Genomic DNA, 17,642 nt, shown 5'->3' with positions numbered 1-17,642 from the left:
CGCCTCCCGTCCGTCCCGTGCCCGGCAGGCGTCTCCACGTCACACGGGGCAACGGCCCCGGACGGGCGCCCGGTGTGTGGGGTATCATTTCAGTCACGCAAGCGCTCCGGGGTCGGTGCAATTCCGAACCGGTGGTGACAGTCCACGAGCTGACGCAGGGTGCGAACCCCGCCGATGTTGACCCGGCGGAACTCCGGGACCGACGGTGAGAGTCCGGACGGGAGGAAGCGCAGGCGGACAGGACGTGCCCTCGTACCCGGGGTGCCACGACCCGTCCGTCCATGCCGACGATCGTCGAGCACCCCCGGAGTCCCGTTGAGAGGACACCAGTGTTCACCGGCATCATCGAGGAACTCGGCACCGTCACCGCCGTCGAGCAGCACGGCGACTCCGTCGCGCTCACCGTCCGCGGCCCGAAGGTCGTCGCCGACGCGCGGCACGGCGACTCCATCGCCACGAGCGGCGTCTGCCTGACCGTGGTCGAGCAGACGGACGAGACCTTCACCGCCTTCGTCATGAAGCAGACGCTCGACATGAGCGCGCACGGCGCGCTCGACGTGGGTGATCGACTCAACCTGGAGCGAGCGGCCTCGGTCGGCGACCGACTGGGCGGCCACATCGTGCAGGGGCACGTCGACGGCACCGCCACGGTGCTCGAGACCGCCGACGGTGACGGCTGGCGGCGCGTCCGCTTCTCGCTCGCCCCCGACCTCAGCCCGCTCGTCGTCGACAAGGGGTCGGTCGCGATCGACGGCGTCTCGCTCACGGTCAGCGCCGTCTCCGCCGAGGACGTCCCGCCGACCGATGCCTGGTTCGAGGTCAGCCTCATCCCGGAGACACTCGAAGCCACGACGCTCGGTACCCGCGTGCCCGGTGACCGGGTCAACATCGAGACCGACGTCCTCGCGCGACACGTCCGCCGCATGCTCCGGCTCGACGCCGCCACGGCTCCCGTCCCGGAGGCACGGTGAGCGCCGTCGACGCCCCGCGCGCCGAGCAGGCGGCCGGGCCGCACCTGTCGAGCATCGCCGACGCGGTCGCGGCGATCGCCGCCGGGCGTCCGGTGATCGTGGCCGACGACGAGCACCGTGAGAACGAGGGCGACGTGATCCTCGCCGCCGAGACGGCCTCGCCGGAGTGGATCGCGTGGACGGTCGCGCACTCGTCGGGCTTCATCTGCGCCCCGGTCAGCGCCGAGATCGCCGATGCGCTCGACCTGCCCCCGATGGTCGCGCACAACGAGGACGTCCGCGGCACCGCGTACACGGTGACGGTCGACGCTGCGGTCGGTGTGACGACCGGCATCAGCGCGCACGACCGGGCACGGACGCTGCGGGTGCTCGCCGACCCGACCTCGGTCCGGGACGACCTGCACCGCCCGGGACACGTCGTCCCACTGCGGGCCCGACCCGGCGGCGTCCGTGAACGCGCCGGGCACACCGAAGCCGCGATCGAACTGGTCACCGCAGCCGGGCTCCGGCCCGCGGCGGCGATCTGCGAGATCGTCGGCGAGGACGGCGAGATGATGCGTCTGCCGGGCCTCGTCGAACTCGGGGCGCGCGAGGGCGTGCCCGTCATCACCATCGCCGCACTCGTCGAGTGGCTCGAGGCGGCAGACCGGGCGGCGGCGGAGTCCGCACCCCAGGAGGGAACGACACCATGAGCGGAGCAGGAGCGGCGGAGCGCGACCACGTCGACGGGACGGGCGTCCGGGTGGCGATCGTGACCGGGCAGTGGCACGAGACGATCGCCGGGGGCCTCCTCGCCGGAGCCCAGCGGGAGGTGCAGCGCCTCGGCGCCACCGCACAGGTCGTCCCGGTGCCGGGGAGCTTCGAGCTGCCGGTCGTCGCGAAGGCGGCGCTCGAGAGCGGGTTCGACGCGGTCGTCGCCCTCGGGGTGATCATCCGCGGGGGCACCCCGCACTTCGAGTACGTGTCGAGTGCGGCGACGGACGGTCTGACGAGCGTCGCGCTGCAGACCGGCAAGCCCGTCGGCTTCGGCGTGCTGACGCTGGACGACGAGCAGCAGGGCATCGACCGCGCCGGTCTGCCCGGGTCGAAGGAGGACAAGGGCGCCGAGGCCGCGCACGCGGCGATCGCCACGGCCCTCTCGTTGCGGAGCCTGCGCCAGATGGCCTGACCCGCGACGAGGAGCGGCCGAGCGGGCACGAGCCCTGCGGGGCGTCAGGGTCACCTCCTCGCGCCCACCGCGCAACGGGAAGCACCTCGCGCCACGCAGTTGCGTGGCGCGAGGTGCTTCCCGTTGTGCTGGATCAGTTGCAACCACGACGTGCTCGTGCCCGTCCGACCGCCCGTCCGTCCGCCGTCCCGACCGCCCGTCCGTCCGCCACGGCGCCCGCACGGACGACGACGGCCCCGCACCCTCCGGAGAGGTGCGGGGCCGTCGCGGTACGGCTGTGGTTACTTCTTGCCGAAGACGTGGATCGGCAGGAAGAACGAGAGGCTCATGAGGACGAGGCCGCCCATGAAGACGAACGCCTGGCCCGACTGCACCTGGAACGCGAACCCGAACAGGTACATCGACACCAGCAGCAGCAGGATCGAGAAGAAAGCGGCGATGACGCGGCCCACGGTGGTACCTCCGGTTCGAGCGGGTGGATCGGGACCAGTCTATCCCCAGGAAGGAGCGGACCGGTTCACGGACGTCCGGGAGACGCCGACGTCAGGCTGCCGGCCGGGTCGCGATGAGCCGGTCGACGACCGCGAGCAGGGCGTCCATGTCGACGGTGCCGCGGTTCGGGCGGACGTCGGTCGCGATCGCGGCGCCGAGGGACGCCTGGTGGTAGAGCCCGTCGCCGAGCAACTTGACCGCCTGCGCCGTGGGGACGTCCCCGAGCGCGTCGACCAGCGTCTCCAGCCACGCGTTCTCGGTCTCGTCGAGGGTGCGCCCGGCCTCCTCGTACCCGGCCTGCTGCAGCCGGCTGGCCGCGAGCAGGGCGAGGTCGAGCTCGCTGCCCACGAAGAGGCAGTTGCGCACGAAGTACCGCGCAGCGCCGTCCTCGGCGTCGCGCATGCGGTCGACGTCGATGGCGGACAGGTCGGACAGGCGCTCGCACAGCCCCTCGACCAGCGCTGCCTTCGACCCGAAGTGGTAGAGCAGCCCGCCCTTCGAGACACCGGCCCGCGCGGCGACGGCGTCGAGGGTCGCCGGACGCTCGCCCTCCTCGCACACGATGGCGACGAAGCTGTCCAGGACACGGTCTCGGGCACTTGCCATGCGGACGAGTCTAGGGAACCGTCCGGACCGTGACGACCGCCGGGTTCCGTGAACGTTCACGAACGGGTTGTCCCGCAGCATCTGCGCGGCTAGCGTCGCCGTGACCGTGAAGGTTCACGACACGAACAGGATCCGCATGTCAGCGCAGACCGCGACCCCCTCCAGCACGCCCGCCGACGGCCCCGGGACGGACGGCTCGGCGACCCCGGCCCCGACCAGAGCGGGCTGGGCCGTCCTCGGTCCGGGTGGCATCGCCCGCCGCTTCCTCTCCCAGCTGCCCGCGAGCACCGGTACCCTCGTGGCCGCCGGCAGCTCCTCGACCGACCGGGCGCAGGCGTTCACGGACGAGGCGGCCGACCACGGCTTCACCGACGTCCGAGCGGGGGAGTACGACGCCGTGCTCGCCGACATCGCCGTGGACGCGGTGTACGTCTCGACCGTGCACACCGGCCACGCCGACCTGGTGCTCCGCGCCCTCGACGCCGGCAAGGCCGTGCTCTGCGAGAAGCCCCTCGCCCCGAACCACGGCACGGCGATGGCCCTGGCCGACGCTGCCCGCCAGGCCGGACTGCCGCTGGTCGAGGCGTACATGTACCGCTTCCACCCGCAGACCGCCGCACTGCTCGACCTCGTGCGCGAGGGCGTCGTGGGTGACGTCGTGCGCGTCGACGCGTCCTTCGCGTTCCGCAGCGAGGAGCGCACCGGTCGGCTGTTCGACGTCGCCACGGCCGGCGGCGGGATCCTCGACGTCGGCGGGTACCCGGTGACCATGGCCGCCGCGGTCGTGCAGGCCGCCACGGGCGTCGCTGTCGCCGAGCCCGTCGAGCTGACCGCCACCGGCACCCTCGGGCCGACCGGCGTCGACGAGTGGACGGTCGCGCACCTGACCTACCGCGACGGCACCACCGCCAGCGTCCGCACCGGCGTCCGCGTGCAGGACGAGAACGCCGTCACGGTGCACGGCTCGCGCGGTCGCATCGTGCTGACCGACCCGTGGACGCTCTCCGCCGACCCGACGATCACCGTCCACACGGTCGACGAGGAGCCCCGCACGCTCTCCTTCGCCGGTGCGCAGCCCTACGCGCTCGAGGCCGACGCGACCACGGCGGCGCTGGCGTCGAACGCGGTCGAGGCGGCGCAGATGACCCTGGACGAGAGCCTCGCCACCGCCCGCACGCTCGACCGCTGGCGCGCCGCGATCGGCCTGCGCTACCCGTTCGAGGCCGAGACCGCCGACGTCCCGACGGTGAGCGGCCGTCCGCTGCGCGTCCGCGACGACGCCCCGATGCGCTACGGCGAGGTCCCCGGCGTCGGCAAGCGCATGTCCCGCCTGGTGATGGGTGTCGACAACCAGCCCGACCTCGCCCACGCGAGCGCGATCTTCGACATGTTCGTCGAGCAGGGCGGCAACGTCTTCGACACCGGCTACGTCTACGGCGGCGGGGTGCTCGAGGGACGACTCGGCCAGTGGATCCAGAACCGCGGCATCCGCGACGACGTCGTGGTCATCACGAAGGGTGCGCACACGCCGTACTGCGACCCGGAGTCGTTGACCCGGCAGCTGCTGGAGAGCCTGGAGCGTCAGGGCACCGACCACGCGGACATCTACATGATGCACCGCGACAACCCGGACGTGCCGGTGGGGGAGTTCGTCGACGTCCTCGACGAGCACCGTCGCGCCGGCCGGATCCGCGTCTTCGGCGGATCGAACTGGACGCCGGCGCGCTTCGACGAGGCGAACGCCTACGCGGCGGCGAACGGGAAGCACGGCTTCGAGGTCCTCAGCAACCACTTCGGCCTGGCCGAGGCGTACGACGTGCCGTGGGACGGCTGCGAGCACGCCACGGACCCGGCGTCGAAGCGCTGGCTCGAGGAGCGCCAGGTGCCGCTGCTGCCGTGGTCGTCGCAGGCCCGCGGGTTCTTCACCGGCCGCGCCGCCCCGGACGACACGAGCGACGCCGAACTGGTGCGCTGCTACTACTCGGACGACAACTTCGAGCGGCTGCGTCGCGCCCGTGAGCTCGGCGAGCAGTACGGCGTGCCGGCGACGGCGATCGCCCTGGCGTACGTACTGCACCAGCCGTTCCCGACGTTCCCGCTGTTCGGGCCGCGCACGATCGCCGAGGCCCGCTCGTCGATGACGGGGCTGTCGGTCGAGCTCAGCGCGGAGCAGGTCGCGTGGCTGGACCTGCGCGCCTGAGCCGCACCGTCGGCCGGACCCCGGCGCGCGCCACGATCCACGACGTCGCGGCCGCGGCCGGGGTCTCGCGCCAGACGGTCACCCGCGCGGTGAACGGCCTGTACGGCATCAGCCCGGCGACGAAGGAGCGCGTGCTCGCGGCGGCGGCGGCGCTCGACTACCGCCCGTCGCGCTTCGGCCGTGGGCTCGTCACGGGTGGCGACCGGCAGCTCGGTCTCGTCGTCGACGACCTGCGGAACCCGTACTCGCCGGAGCTCGCGGCGGCGGTGCTCCGGCTCGCGGCGGGTCGTGGGTGGGACGTCATGCTGGCCGACGCGGGGCTCGCGGGCGACTCGGACCGCGCGGTCCAGGCGCTCGGGGTCCAGACGGACGTGGTGCTCGGCTACCTCGGTGCCCGGGCGCCCGAGCTCATCGAGCGTCTGGGCACCGTCCCCGTGGTGGAGCTCGACCCTGCCGGCGAGGTCCTCCGCGGTGCCGTCCGCATCGACCCCGCCGCGGCGGTCGAGGACCTCGCCGACCACCTCGTGCACACGGGGGTCCGGCACCCGGTGATCGTCGATGCGTCGGACACCGGCCGTCCGAGCGGTCGTGGCCGGCTCATGCTCGACGCCCTCCGGCGCCGTGGGTACCTGCCCGAGATCGCGATCGCCGACGCCCCGACCTCGGAGCTGGGCGCGGCGATGACGACCAGGGCGCTCGAGCGCTTCCGTCGCGTCGACGCGGTGCTGGCCTTCAACGACCTCATGGCGCTCGGGGTCCTGGGTGCCTGCCGCCGTTCCGGGGTGGACGTGCCGGGCGACGTGCGGGTGGTCGGGGTCGACGGCCTGGCGATCGGCACGCTCGTCGCGCCGACCCTCACGACGCTCGCGGTCGACCTCGACGCGGTCGCGCGCGAGGCCCTCGACCTCGCCATCGGCATGCTGGCCGGTGACCTGCCGCGCTCCGGCGCGGCGGTGCAGCGCACGGTCCGCCACCGGCTGCTGGTGCGCGAGTCCGCCTGAGCGCGCACGGTCGCCGACGGGAGCGGAGGGCGGACGGGAGGCTCGTGGCGGTCCGGCCACGGGCCTCCCGTCCGCCCGTTGGTTGCACTTGCAACCACAACCGTCCAGACGGTACACTCATGGAGTCCTGACGGGGCGCGTGACCACTTCCGCGTCCCGTCTCGTCTGCCCCACCGAAAGTGTCCGCCGTCGACCTGGTCCGGCTCGTTCCCCAGGGAGTCACCGTGTCCACTCTGCTCACCAGCCCCGTCGCCACCGCCGTCACCGGCAGCCGCGCCCGACGGTTCGCGGCGCTCGCCGTCCTGATGCTGCCGGTGCTGCTCATCTCCGTCGACAACACCGTGCTGAGCTTCGCGCTGCCGACCATCGCGCGCGCCCTCGACCCGAGCGCGACGACCCAGCTCTGGATCGTCGACGCCTACCCCCTCGTGCTCGCCGGCCTGCTCGTCGTGATGGGCAGCATCGGCGACCGCATCGGGCGACGCCGGATCCTCGTGATCGGCGCGACCGGGTTCGCACTGCTGTCCGTCGCGGCGGCCTTCGCGACCGAGGCCTGGATGCTCGTCGCAGCCCGCGCCGTCATGGGGGTCTTCGGTGCGATGCTCATGCCGGCGACGCTCTCCATCATCCGCAACGTCTTCGTCGACGCCGGGGAACGGCGGATGGCGCTCGCCGTCTGGTCGACGATGTTCGCGGCCGGCAACGCACTCGGTCCGCTCGTCGGCGGCGTCCTGCTCGCGCACTTCCACTGGGGTGCGGTGTTCCTCGTCGCGGTGCCGATCCTCGTCGTCATGCTCGTCGCGGTGCCGTTCACCGTGCCGGAGTCGCGCGACCCGCAGCCCGGCCCCGTCGACGTCCCGAGCATGCTCCTGTCGCTCGGCGCCCTCGCCCCGACCGCCTGGGCGATCAAGTCGGTCGTGCACCCCGAGGAGCGCGGGTTCGCGATCGCGCTGCTCGCCGTCGGCGTGCTCTGCGGGATCGCCTTCGTCCGCCGCCAGCTCCGCTCCCGCGCGCCCATGCTCGACCTGCGGTTGTTCCGCAGCACCGCGTTCACGGGCAGCGTGCTCATGAACATGGCCGCGATGTTCTCGCTCACCGGCTTCCTGTTCTTCATCGCGCAGCACCTGCAGCTCGTCGCCGGGCTCGACCCCTTCGCGTCCGGTCTGGTGCTCGTGCCCGGTTCGGTGCTCACCATCGTCGCCGGACTCGTCGTCGTGCCGATCGTCGCGCGGGTGGCCCCCCGCTGGGTCGTGGCCGTCTCCCTGACGTTCTCGGCCGCCGCGTACGCGATGGTGTCGGTCCTCGGACACCACGCGTCGATCGTCGCGCTGGCGTTCGCCTTCGTGCTGCTCGGCATCGGCATCGGGGCGTCCGAGACCGTCACGAACGACCTCATCATCTCGACGGCCCCCGCGGACAAGGCCGGTGCCGCGTCGGCGGTGTCCGAGACCGCGTACGAGATCGGCGCGGTGCTCGGCACGGCGGTGCTCGGGACGATCCTCGCGACCGCGTACCGGTCGCACGTGGTGGTGCCGGACGCCCTCGCCGGCTCGGCCCGGACAGCGGCGCAGGAGACCCTCGGCGGTGCCGTGTCGGCCGCCGCCGACCTCGGAGGCTCGGCCGGTCAGGCGCTGCTCGAGAGCGCTCGTGCGGCGTTCGACTCCGGTGTGACGATCACCGGCGCCGTGGCGGCGGTGCTCATGCTCGTTGCCGCGGCGGCCTCCGTGGTCATGCTCAAGCGCGACTGAGCCGGGTCGTCCGGCGCGCCCGGGATCGGACGAAGTTGGGAATCGTTGACCGGAAACCCGGTCGAGGTCCTACGTTGGGAGGTGGCCGCGCAGCCGCGGCCGATCCCACCCGGAGGAACACCACGACTGCCATGCCCGACGAAGCCCCGGCCACGACCGCCGACGCGTACAAGGCCGCCTTCCGCGGACACCCCGCCGGTGTCGCGGTCATCACCGCCGAGGGGCCGGACGGTCCCACGGGCCTGACCGCCTCCAGCGTCGCGAGCGTCGCGGTCGACCCACCCGTGCTCGTCTTCTCGCTGTCGACCAAGTCCGGCTCGGCCGGCGTCGTGCTCGGCGCAGACGTCTTCGTCGTGCACCTCGTGGACTCGCTCAGCGTGGGCCTCGCCAAGCGGTTCGCCGCGACCGGCAGCCCCGCAGCGGACGACCCGATGTGGGGCACGTTGCCGACCGGGGACCGGTACCTGCCCGCCGCCGCGACGGCGCTGCGGTGCCGACCGCGATCGACGACCGAGATCGGCTCGTCCACCGTCGTCGTCGCCGAGGTGCTCGACATCGTGGTGGGTCAGGCGCACGGTGAGCCGCTCGTCTACCACAACCGGGAGTTCCACTCCCTCTCCGAACGTTCCCGGCTCTCCTGAGCCGCGGAGCCCGCTCCACCAACCCCAGATCGAAAGGACCTCGAATGGCCGAGTACACCCTGCCCGAGCTGCCGTACGACTACGCCGCCCTCGAGCCGCACATCAGCGGCAAGATCATGCAGCTGCACCACGACAAGCACCACCAGGCCTACGTGACCGGTGCGAACACCGCGCTGCAGCAGCTCGGCGAGGCGCGCGAGTCCGGCAACTTCGGTGCGATCAACAAGCTCGAGAAGGACCTCGCGTTCCACCTCGGCGGCCACGTCAACCACTCGATCTTCTGGACCAACCTCGGCCCCGACACGAAGGTCCCGGAGGGCGAGCTCGCCGCCGCCATCGACGAGTTCTTCGGCTCGTTCGAGCAGTTCCAGGCGCAGTTCGCCGCCGTCGCCAACGGCATCCAGGGCTCCGGCTGGTCGGTGCTCGCGTGGGACCAGGTCGGTCAGAAGCTCGTGACCTTCCAGCTCTTCGACCAGCAGGCCAACGTGCCGCTGGGCGTCGTGCCGATCTTCATGCTCGACATGTGGGAGCACGCCTTCTACCTCGACTACCTCAACGTCAAGGCCGACTACGTCAAGGCCGTGTGGAACATCGTCGACTGGGAGAACGTCGCGGCTCGCTTCGCGAACGCCAAGTCGCAGTCGTTCGTCACCCTGTGACGCGGCTGCCGGTCACGTGCTGACCGGCTGACGGACGGGAGGCGCGGTGCCGGCTGGCACCGCGCCTCCCGTCCGTCTGTCGGTGCCGATCCGTCCGACGGTGCCGGTCGGTCCGTCGGTGCCGGTCCGTCCGACGGTGCCGGTCCGTCCGACGGTGCCGCTCGATCCGACGGTGCCGGTCCGTGCGTCGTGCCGTGCGGCGGTCAGGCGGCCGCCAGGCGGACGGACGACGCGAGCTCCTCGGCGATCGCCCGCAGCGCCCCGTCCACGTCCGAGCGGTCGGGGTCGACGAGTGCGCTCCACTGGGCACCGCGTGCCGCAGCGACCACCGCCCGGGCGGTCCGCTCGGCGTCCGTGCCGCACCGGCCGTGCGCACGGCACCAGGCCGCGAGCTCGTCGACCCGTCGTCGGTGGAGTCGCTGCTGGCGGTCACGGCCGTCGAGGCCCTCGACGCAGCCGAGCTCGAACGTCAGACGGGCTGCGAGTCGCCGCTCCGGGGTGTCGAGCCCGCCGAAGACGGCGAGCAGGTGGTCGGTGAGCGCGCACGGCTCGGCGGCGGGGTCGAGCGCCCGGTCCTGGTCGACGGACAGGTGGTCGACCACGGCGTCGATCAGGGACTCCCGCGAACCGAAGTGGTACACGATCGGGTACGCGCTCGTGCCGAGCACCCGGCCGAGGCTGCGGACGGAGGCGTCCTCGAGCTTGGTGTCCTGCAGGTGCCGGGCGACCTTCGCGACGATCGCGGGCTTCAGGGTCGGGTCGGGTCTCCTGGGCATGGCGTCTCCCGCGAGGTCGAGTGATCGGTCGGCGACCGTGCGCACACGATCACCTGAAATGTTAGCCGATCACCGGCCGGTCCGCGTGGTTCAGTCCTCGGCACGCTCCGGCGTCACCGTCAGGCTCTGCACCCGACCCGCCGCGAGGGGGGCGAGCCGGATCTCGATCCGCAGACGGCCGGCGTTGCCGGGCAGCCACCAGCGCAGGTGCGACGGCACCGAGGACTGCTCGTCGACCGGTGCGGCGGCGAGGTCTGCACCGACGGCGTGCGCGGACTCGAGCAGGGCGCGCCGTCGAGCGGTCCACGGGCGGTCGAGGGGGACGTTCGGCGTGCAGACGGCGGCGCCCAGGTCTGCCGCGCTGTCGTCGTCGACGGCCGGGTCGGCCCAGGCCTGCAGCAGCGTGGTGACGGCCCGACGCGCGGTGTGCGTGGCCTCCGTGGTCTGACGGACGCCCGGCGCGGCTGCTGATCCGCTCGTGGTGGTGGCGGCCGCCGGCGCCGCCGAATCGGCGTCGAGCGCCGCGGCGAGCAGCAGGTCGAGCGCCCGCTCGGCCGGCGCTGAGACCTTCGCCTGCGTGGCGTTCTCGAACGCGACCACGCCGAGGCCGTGCTCCACCGACCACCGGACGTGCGCGGAGAAGCCGGGGTAGCCGCCGGAGTGCGACACGATCTCACCCGCGCGGTCGTCCTGCTCCACGAACAGTCCGAACCCGTACGCCGTCGGTCGCTTCGCCGCGGGCACCACCGAGGACGGCACGATCCGCATCGCCTGCTGCATCGCGCGACGGTCCGCGGGGGAGACCGGCCCGTCCTCCGGCGCTGCGGTGGACGCCGACGCGAGGTACCGGGCCCACCGCGCCAGGTCGCGGACGGTCGAGAAGAGTCCGCCGATGGGCGAGAACGCGCCCGGCCCGGTCATCGGCTGCGGGGTCCACGACCCGTCGTCGTCGCGCTGGCCGACGACGACGAAACCGCGCGCCTCGGCGGCGCTGAACACGGTGTCGGTCAGTCCGAGCGGCCGGAGCACGCGGTCCGTCACCGCCCGGGCGTAGGGCGTGCCGGCTGCTCGGGCGATCGCGCGCCCGAGCAGGGCGTAACCGGTGTTCGAGTACGCGAACCGGGTGCCCGGGACGGAGTCGAACAGCAGCCCTGCCCGGAGGACGGCATCGAGGGCGTCGTCGTCGATCGACTCCTGCCGGTCCGCCCACGGGTCGTCGGTCGGCAGCCCGCCGGACATCGTCAGGAGCATCCGGAGCGTCGGCACCGGGGCGTCCGGCGACGGGAGGGCGACCTCGGCGAACGCGGGTACGGCGGTGGTGATCGGGTCGTCGAGGGCGACGGACCCCTCGGCGACCAGGGTGAGCAGCGTCGCCGCGGTCACGCTCTTGGTGCACGACGCGATCCGGTAGACGGTGTCGGCGTCGGGCGCGCTCCCGTCGCCTCGGTCACCGTGTCCTCCGGACGCGACCAGGCCCTCCCGGTCGAACACGCCCCAGACGCTGCTCGGCGCGACCCGGTCGGCGACCCGCGCGGCGAACAGGGCGTCGACCTCGGCGAGCACGTCGCGCGGGACCGTCATGCGCGACGCATCTGGTCGTAGGCGTCCAGTGCACGTTGCCGGGAGGCCTTGAGGTCCACCATCGGCTCGGGGCGTTCCTCGTCCGCGGGGACCCAGCGCCGCACGTACTCCTTGTGCGGGTCGAAGCGTTCCATCTGCCGGTCGGGGTTGAACACGCGGAAGTACGGCGCGGCGTCGAAGCCCGAGCCCGCGACCCACTGCCAGTTGCCCGCGTTGTTCGCCGGGTCGGCGTCGACCAGGGTGTCCCAGAACCACTGCTCGCCGATGCGCCAGTCGACGAGCAGGTTCTTCACGAGGAAGCTCGCCGCGGCCAGCCGGACGCGGTTGTGCATCGCCCCCGAGTGCCAGAGTTCCCGCATGCCGGCGTCGACGAGGTCGAAGCCCGTCCGCCCGTACCGCCAGCGGTCGAGCTCGTCGTCGTCGACGTCACGCCACGGGAACGCGTCGAACTCGCGGCGGACGTTCACGGTCGCGATGTCGTCGCAGTGGAAGTACTCGTTCCAGTTGAACTCCCGCCACGCGAGCTGGCGGAGGAACGCCGGGGCCTGGCGGCGCTGCTCGGGCTCGAGCTCGCCGTGCAGGCGGTGCCACACCTGGTACGGGCTGACCTCGCCCCAGCGCAGGTGCGGCGACAGGTCGCTGGTCGCCGCCATCGCGGGCTCGTCACGCTGGTCGTAGTCCTCGAGCGCGTCGTGAACGAACTGCTCGAGCTTGCGGTGCGCCCCCGCCTCGCCGGGCTCCCACGCGTCGCGGAGGCCGCCGGCCCAGTCCGGCTCCGTCGGCAGCAGGGCCCAGTCGTCGAGGTCGTCGGAGTCCACGTCCGCAGGAGCGGGCAGGTCGCGCGGCTTCGGCAGCGGGTGCCGCGGTTCGGGCATGGCCTGTGCCGCTCGCCAGAACGGGGTGAACACCTTGAACGGCTCGCCCTGACCGGTGAGCACCGTCCACGGCTCCCAGAGCAGGTTCGCCGCGAAGCTGTGGGCCTCCGTGCCGTCGTCCGTCAGGGCGCTCTTGATCCCCGCATCGAGATCGCGCTCGACCCTGCCGTACCGACGGTTCCAGTAGACGGCGTCCGCCCCGGCCTGCGCGACCACCTCGGGGATCACCCGCGCGGCACTGCCACGGCGCAGGACGAGCCGCGAGTGCCGGGACCGCAGTTCGGCGTCGAGGGCGGCGAGGGAGTGGTGGAGCCACCAGCGGCTCGCGGCGCCGACGGGACGGATGCCCGCGGACTCCTCGTCGAGCACGACCACGACGGTGACCGGGCCGCCGTGGTCGATCGCGGCACGGAGCGCCGGGTTGTCGCCGAGCCGGAGATCCTCGCGCAGCCAGACGACCGCGCCGCTCACGCGGACACCGCCTCGGACGGACGGGGACCGGTACCGCCGGCTGCGGTGCGCAGCTTCGTGCACAGCTCCGTGAGGGTGCGGAGTTCGTCGTCGTCGAGTCCGGCTCCGACCTGGTCGGCGATGGTCTGCGCGTGCTGCACCGCCACCGAGCGGTAGACGTCGAAGCCGTGTGCCGTGAGGGCGACGATCACGCCGCGCGCATCCGACGGGTCGGGTTGCTTCTCGACGATGCCGCGCGAGGCGAGGCGGTCGACCAGGCGGCTCACGCTCGGCTGTGTCAGGAGCAGGTGACCGGTCAGGTCGCGCATCCGGCAGCGTCGTCCGGGCTGCGTCGACAGGTTGAAGCAGACGTCGTACTCGTTGAAGGAGATCTCACCGCCCGGGAAGTCGGTGTTGAGTGCGCGCATCACGGTCACCTGTGCCCGGAACAGGGCTTCCCAGGCCGCGACGGCGGTCGCCTTGTCGCTGCGGCGTACGTCGTCCACGGTCGTCGTCCCTCCGGTCGTACGGTCGGTCCACACTACCGAGGGGCGTGTGACACCGGTCGGGTCGCGGGGGACAGCGGACCGGGCCGGGATGTGACGAGGGCCGGGATGTGACGAGGGCCGGGACGTGACGAGGGCCGGTCGCCTTCTGAGCGACCGGCCCTCTCCCTTGCACCAAGAGTGTCCTGCAATCACATTCCGCAGGCGGTGCCACAGCAAACACTGCCTGCGACTCCGACTGTATAACGGCGAGGTAACGGCGCGCCAGCGTGTCCGGGCTCCGTTCGCTGCGAGTTCGCCGAACGTCGTCGGAGCAGATCAGAAGAGGTCGGGCGACGGCGTCGAGGCGTAGCGCACCGCGACGTCGGCGTGCCGGTCGAAGCGGTAGCCGACGCCGCGCACGGTCCGCACGATCTCCTCGAACGCACCGAGCTTCGAGCGCAGCCGACGCACGTGCACGTCGATGGTGCGCTCGTTCGGGGTCTCGTCCTCGTCGTCGGACCACAGGCCCTCGATGATCGCGGCACGGTCGACGGTCTGGCCCTCGCGCAGCACGAGGAACTGCAGGAGCTCGAACTCCTTGTAGGTCAGGGGAGCGGCTTCGCCGTCGAGCGTCACGCGCTTCCGGGAGATGTCGATGACGACACCGGTCTCCTCGGGCTCGGGCTTCTCGGCCTGCTTGCGGGCGGCCACGGCGGAGCGGTCCTGCAGCGCGAGACGGACCACGTCCACGTCGCGGCCCCCGGACCCCTCGGCGGCGACGGCGACGGCGGCGTAGGTCTCCGACGACGGGACGAGCTGGGCGGTGAGGGCCTTGAGCTGCTCGACCACGGCCGCGAGGCTCGTCCCGGCGGCAGCGGCCGCGGCCTCGTCGATGCCGACGTAGAGCGCGAAGCCACGCGCCTCGGTGCCCTCGGGGAGCGCCCGGTTCCGCTGCGGTGCGACGACCGGGCTCGTCGGGATCCCGCTCGGTACCGGCGGGGCGACGGGCGTGCGACGCGGACGGATCGGCGTGACCGTGCCGAGGTCGGTCGGCACCGTGGTGGCGGGACGGAGGGCGGTGCGGGGCTGGGGGATCGTGAGCGACATGGCGGTTCTCCGGGCGGGGCTGCGGTGCGGTGCACCGTGCGGTGTCGAGTGCGTCGGTCCGGGTACGGCTGATCGCCGTGTCGCCCAGCGGTCCTGCGGTGGACCGGGGCCTCCCGGGAGGTACGGGTGGTCTGCGCTCCGACGGGACGCGGTGTGGGGGCGTCGCCGAGGTGCTGTCACCCGGGGATCACACGCGCGCGACCGGGGTGGTGTCGCGGGGGATCCGGCTGGAACGGGTACCGATCAGGCACACATTCGACAACGCATGACCGCCGACGCCGGCATCATGGTGCCGGCGTTCCCCAGGGCCTCGGAGAGGACTCGGGAGGACACGGTTGCAGTCATGGGACGAGTATCCGCGGTATACCAAGGCGCTGTCAACCGTCCGCACGGACGGTGACGAGAGCGGACAGGCGGTGGTCGGGCGGACCCCGCTGCCGGACGGGAGGCGCGCTGCCGGCCCGCCACGGGCCTCCCGTCCGCCGTCGCGTGGGCGGGGCGCGGTGCGCGTGACGCGGTCTGCGCGCGAGACGCCGCTTCTCGCGCGAGACGCCGCCCTTCGCGCGAGACGCACCCGGAAGCGGCGGTGTCTCGTCGAGTCGGCGGCGTCTCGCGACGACGACACCGTCCCGCGCGAGCGCCGAAGACGCGAGACGCCCCCGTCGACACGGCCGGAGCCGGGTCGACGGGGGCGTCGGGGGAGCGGGTGCTACTCGGCCAGGCCGTACAGGCGGTCGCCCGCGTCGCCGAGACCCGGGACGATGTAGCCGTTCTCGTCGAGCTTCTCGTCGAGGGCGCCGAGGACGATGCTCACGTTGCGGTCACCGACGGCCTGCTCGACGGCGGCCAGGCCCTCGGGTGCGCCGAGGATGCAGACGCACGTGACCTCCTCCGCGCCGCGGTCGAAGAGGAAGTCGATGGCGGCGGCCAGCGTGCCACCGGTCGCCAGCATCGGGTCGAGCACGAAGCACTGCCGACCGGACAGGTCGTCGGGCAGGCGCTCCGCGTAGGTCTGCGGCTCGAGCGTGTCCTCGTTGCGGGCCATGCCGAGGAAGCCGACCTCGGCGGTGGGGACGAGCTTGACCATGCCCTCGAGCATGCCGAGCCCGGCGCGCAGGATCGGCACGACGAGCGGACGGGGCTTCGCGATCGCGACACCCATCGTGTGCGCGACGGGGGTGTCGATCGGCGTGGCGGTGACCCGGACGCTGCGCGTGGCCTCGTAGGCGAGCAGCGTCACGAGCTCCTCCGTCAACGCACGGAAGGTCGGGGAGGGTGTGGTCCGGTCGCGGAGCACCGAGAGCTTGTGGGTGATGAGCGGGTGGTCGGCGACGTGGACTCGCATGGTGTCGAGCGTACCGTGCCGATGGGGCAGGATCGACGCGTGGAGCACCCAGCCGGACGACCGTTCACCGCGGCGATGGACCGAGCGCTCGACGAGGCGCGTGCCTGCCTGTCGACCGGGGACGTGCCGGTCGGTGCCGTCGTCCTCGACGCTGCGGGCGAGGTCGTCGCGGTCGGCCGGAACGAACGCGAGGCCCGGCAGGACCCGACCGCCCACGCCGAGGTGCTCGCGCTGCGGGCGGCGGCCGAGGCGACGGGGGACTGGCACCTCGCCGAGCACACCCTGGTCGTCACGCTCGAGCCGTGCCCGATGTGCGCGGGAGCCGCACTCGCCGCACGGGTGCCGCGGATCGTGTTCGGGGCCTGGGACCCGAAGGCCGGGGCGAGCGGCAGCGTCTACGACATCGCGCGGGACCGGCGGTTGCCGCACCGCGCCGAGGTGGTCGCGGGGGTGCGCGAGCAGGCCTGTGGCGACCTGCTCGACGCGTTCTTCCGCGAGCGCCGCTGACGGCCCTGCGCTCAGTCGGCGGCGCGGATGACGATCGCTTCGGTGGGCGGCCGCGGCCCGGTCCGGAGGACGTCCGGCTCGACGTAGATCACGCGGGCGACCGGCACCGCGGCGCGGATGCGCTGCTCGACGGTGTCGATGCCCGCGGCCACGTCGCCGAGCCGACGGTCCCCGTCGACCGCGACCTTCATGCCGACCATGAGCTCGTCCGGCCCGAGGTACAGCGTCTTGAGGTGCACGATCGACTCGACCTCGGGACCGTCGAGCACGGCGGCCCTGATGCGCTCCACGTCGGCGACGCTCGCGCCCTCGCCGACGAGCAGGCTCTTCGTCTCGATGCCGAGCACGACGGCGACCGCGATGAGGAGCAGGGCGATGAGGACCGTGCCGATCGCGTCGAACACCCCGTTGCCGGTGAGCACGGTGAGCCCGACGCCGAGCAGTGCGAACACGAGACCGGTCAGCGCCGCGGTGTCCTCCAGCATGACCACGGGGAGCTCCGGGGCCTTCGCCCGACGCACGAACTGCACCCACGACTGCGAGCCCTTGTGCGGACGGGCCTCGCGCAGGGCGGTGCGGAGCGAGAAGCCCTCGAGGCCGATCGCGACGACGAGCACGGCGACGGGGAGCCACCAGTTCGTGATCGGGTGCGGGTCGGCGAGCTTCTCGATGCCCTCGTACAACGAGAACACGCCGCCGATGGTGAACAGGATGATCGAGACGACGAACGCGTACACGTACCGTTCGCGGCCGTGGCCGAACGGGTGCTCCTGGTCGGCTGCGCGGCGGGCACGGCGGCCGCCGAGCAGGAGCAGGAGCTGGTTCGCGGAGTCGGCGAGGGAGTGCACGCCCTCGGCGAGCATCGCGGCGGACCCGCTGATCGCGGCCGCGACGAACTTCACGATCGCGATGCCGACGTTCGCGGCGAGTGCGGCGACGATCGCCCTCGTGCCTCCCGAAGCGCTCACGGGTGTCCCTTCTCCCTGCCGTGCACCGGGCCCGCACCGCAGGCGGCCCCCTGACGGAC

General features: G+C 72.7%; 17 protein-coding genes, 1 pseudogene and 1 riboswitch. Of the genes and pseudogenes, 9 read left to right on the top strand and 9 right to left on the bottom strand.

Going from position 1 to position 17,642, the window contains the following annotated elements; all coding sequences use genetic code 11:
- The first annotated feature begins 99 nt into the window (after positions 1-99).
- Positions 100-233, top strand: a riboswitch (FMN riboswitch).
- A 96-nt stretch (positions 234-329) separates the two neighbouring features.
- The 3 genes and pseudogenes from NI26_RS11265 to ribH all read left to right on the top strand — a co-directional run bounded on the left by NI26_RS11265 (position 330) and on the right by ribH (position 2,139).
- Positions 330-971 carry a riboflavin synthase gene (locus tag NI26_RS11265; RefSeq protein WP_066655327.1) on the top strand — a complete coding sequence of 214 codons (642 nt, stop codon included), beginning with the start codon at positions 330-332 and terminating at the stop codon, positions 969-971.
- Positions 972-1,015: 44 nt separating this feature from the next.
- A pseudogene (gene ribB / locus NI26_RS11260) lies at positions 1,016-1,639 on the top strand (3,4-dihydroxy-2-butanone-4-phosphate synthase); the annotation flags it as partial.
- 20 nt (positions 1,640-1,659) lie between these two features.
- The gene (ribH, locus tag NI26_RS11255; protein WP_066655326.1) at positions 1,660-2,139 is read left to right on the top strand and encodes a 6,7-dimethyl-8-ribityllumazine synthase; all 480 of its coding nucleotides are present in this window, start codon (positions 1,660-1,662) and stop codon (positions 2,137-2,139) included.
- A 281-nt stretch (positions 2,140-2,420) separates the two neighbouring features.
- Here ribH and NI26_RS16935 read toward each other — a convergent pair whose 3' ends face one another.
- Both NI26_RS16935 and NI26_RS11250 read right to left on the bottom strand, forming a co-directional pair.
- Positions 2,421-2,591 carry a hypothetical protein gene (locus tag NI26_RS16935; RefSeq protein WP_153257430.1) on the bottom strand — a complete coding sequence of 57 codons (171 nt, stop codon included), beginning with the start codon at positions 2,589-2,591 and terminating at the stop codon, positions 2,421-2,423.
- 91 nt (positions 2,592-2,682) lie between these two features.
- The gene (locus tag NI26_RS11250; RefSeq protein ID WP_066655324.1) at positions 2,683-3,237 is read right to left on the bottom strand and encodes a TetR/AcrR family transcriptional regulator; all 555 of its coding nucleotides are present in this window, start codon (positions 3,235-3,237) and stop codon (positions 2,683-2,685) included.
- A 136-nt stretch (positions 3,238-3,373) separates the two neighbouring features.
- On the opposite strand from NI26_RS11250, the gene NI26_RS11245 reads away from it, so the two are divergent.
- The 5 genes from NI26_RS11245 to NI26_RS11225 all read left to right on the top strand — a co-directional run bounded on the left by NI26_RS11245 (position 3,374) and on the right by NI26_RS11225 (position 9,486).
- A complete protein-coding gene (locus NI26_RS11245) occupies positions 3,374-5,437 on the top strand; it encodes an aldo/keto reductase (protein WP_066655322.1) in 2,064 nt (687 codons plus the stop codon).
- The gene (locus tag NI26_RS11240; RefSeq protein ID WP_081984967.1) at positions 5,416-6,438 is read left to right on the top strand and encodes a LacI family DNA-binding transcriptional regulator; all 1,023 of its coding nucleotides are present in this window, start codon (positions 5,416-5,418) and stop codon (positions 6,436-6,438) included. The genes NI26_RS11245 and NI26_RS11240 overlap by 22 nt, the downstream gene beginning before the upstream one ends.
- Positions 6,439-6,662: 224 nt before the next feature.
- On the top strand, positions 6,663-8,186 hold the full coding sequence (locus NI26_RS11235; protein WP_066658484.1) for an MFS transporter: 1,524 nt from the start codon (positions 6,663-6,665) through the stop codon (positions 8,184-8,186).
- 131 nt (positions 8,187-8,317) lie between these two features.
- A complete protein-coding gene (locus NI26_RS11230) occupies positions 8,318-8,827 on the top strand; it encodes a flavin reductase family protein (RefSeq protein WP_066655321.1) in 510 nt (169 codons plus the stop codon).
- 44 nt (positions 8,828-8,871) lie between these two features.
- On the top strand, positions 8,872-9,486 hold the full coding sequence (locus NI26_RS11225) for a superoxide dismutase (RefSeq protein WP_065960721.1): 615 nt from the start codon (positions 8,872-8,874) through the stop codon (positions 9,484-9,486).
- Between the two features lie 203 nt (positions 9,487-9,689).
- Here NI26_RS11225 and NI26_RS11220 read toward each other — a convergent pair whose 3' ends face one another.
- From NI26_RS11220 to upp, 6 genes are all read right to left on the bottom strand, one after another.
- Positions 9,690-10,262, bottom strand: a complete 573-nt coding sequence (locus NI26_RS11220) for a TetR/AcrR family transcriptional regulator (RefSeq protein ID WP_144411343.1) — start codon at positions 10,260-10,262, stop codon at positions 9,690-9,692.
- A 90-nt stretch (positions 10,263-10,352) separates the two neighbouring features.
- Complete coding sequence (locus tag NI26_RS11215) at positions 10,353-11,843, bottom strand: serine hydrolase domain-containing protein (protein WP_066655312.1); 1,491 nt, start codon at positions 11,841-11,843, stop codon at positions 10,353-10,355.
- Positions 11,840-13,189 (bottom strand): cryptochrome/photolyase family protein, encoded by a 1,350-nt coding sequence (locus tag NI26_RS11210; RefSeq protein WP_066655310.1) that lies wholly within the window; start codon positions 13,187-13,189, stop codon positions 11,840-11,842. Before NI26_RS11210 ends, NI26_RS11215 begins: the two co-directional genes overlap by 4 nt.
- Positions 13,186-13,674, bottom strand: a complete 489-nt coding sequence (locus tag NI26_RS11205; RefSeq protein WP_066658477.1) for a MarR family winged helix-turn-helix transcriptional regulator — start codon at positions 13,672-13,674, stop codon at positions 13,186-13,188. The genes NI26_RS11210 and NI26_RS11205 overlap by 4 nt, the downstream gene beginning before the upstream one ends.
- Positions 13,675-13,992: 318 nt before the next feature.
- A complete protein-coding gene (locus NI26_RS11200; RefSeq protein ID WP_144411342.1) occupies positions 13,993-14,763 on the bottom strand; it encodes a winged helix-turn-helix domain-containing protein in 771 nt (256 codons plus the stop codon).
- A 709-nt stretch (positions 14,764-15,472) separates the two neighbouring features.
- Complete coding sequence (gene upp, locus NI26_RS11195; RefSeq protein WP_066655308.1) at positions 15,473-16,108, bottom strand: uracil phosphoribosyltransferase; 636 nt, start codon at positions 16,106-16,108, stop codon at positions 15,473-15,475.
- 75 nt (positions 16,109-16,183) lie between these two features.
- Here upp and NI26_RS11190 point away from each other — a divergent pair, with 75 nt between their 5' ends.
- Entirely contained in the window at positions 16,184-16,615 is a 432-nt protein-coding gene (locus NI26_RS11190; protein ID WP_066658465.1) for a nucleoside deaminase, read from the top strand.
- 11 nt (positions 16,616-16,626) lie between these two features.
- Here the strand turns inward: NI26_RS11190 and NI26_RS11185 are convergent, their stop codons facing one another.
- Positions 16,627-17,583, bottom strand: a complete 957-nt coding sequence (locus NI26_RS11185) for a cation diffusion facilitator family transporter (RefSeq protein WP_066655306.1) — start codon at positions 17,581-17,583, stop codon at positions 16,627-16,629.
- Between the last annotated feature and the right edge of the window lie 59 nt (positions 17,584-17,642).

The sequence above is a fragment of the Curtobacterium sp. MR_MD2014 genome (genome assembly GCF_000772085.1).
In the GTDB taxonomy this organism is placed as follows: Bacteria; Actinomycetota; Actinomycetes; order Actinomycetales; family Microbacteriaceae; genus Curtobacterium.
The sequence above is the reverse complement of the archived record's forward strand: the minus strand, read 5'-3'. Positions and strand labels throughout refer to the sequence as shown.

Bases quoted from the DNA above. Each gene is read 5' to 3' on its own strand.
- ribH (WP_066655326.1), top strand. From the start codon at position 1,660: ATGAGCGGAGCAGGAGCGGCGGAGCGCGACCACGTCGACGGGACGGGC.
- NI26_RS11250 (WP_066655324.1), bottom strand. From the start codon at position 3,237: ATGGCAAGTGCCCGAGACCGTGTCCTGGACAGCTTCGTCGCCATCGTG.
- NI26_RS11245 (WP_066655322.1), top strand. From the start codon at position 3,374: ATGTCAGCGCAGACCGCGACCCCCTCCAGCACGCCCGCCGACGGCCCC.
- NI26_RS11230 (WP_066655321.1), top strand. From the start codon at position 8,318: ATGCCCGACGAAGCCCCGGCCACGACCGCCGACGCGTACAAGGCCGCC.
- NI26_RS11225 (WP_065960721.1), top strand. From the start codon at position 8,872: ATGGCCGAGTACACCCTGCCCGAGCTGCCGTACGACTACGCCGCCCTC.
- NI26_RS11220 (WP_144411343.1), bottom strand. From the start codon at position 10,262: ATGCCCAGGAGACCCGACCCGACCCTGAAGCCCGCGATCGTCGCGAAG.
- NI26_RS11215 (WP_066655312.1), bottom strand. From the start codon at position 11,843: ATGACGGTCCCGCGCGACGTGCTCGCCGAGGTCGACGCCCTGTTCGCC.
- NI26_RS11200 (WP_144411342.1), bottom strand. From the start codon at position 14,763: ATGTCGCTCACGATCCCCCAGCCCCGCACCGCCCTCCGTCCCGCCACC.
- upp (WP_066655308.1), bottom strand. From the start codon at position 16,108: ATGCGAGTCCACGTCGCCGACCACCCGCTCATCACCCACAAGCTCTCG.
- NI26_RS11190 (WP_066658465.1), top strand. From the start codon at position 16,184: ATGGACCGAGCGCTCGACGAGGCGCGTGCCTGCCTGTCGACCGGGGAC.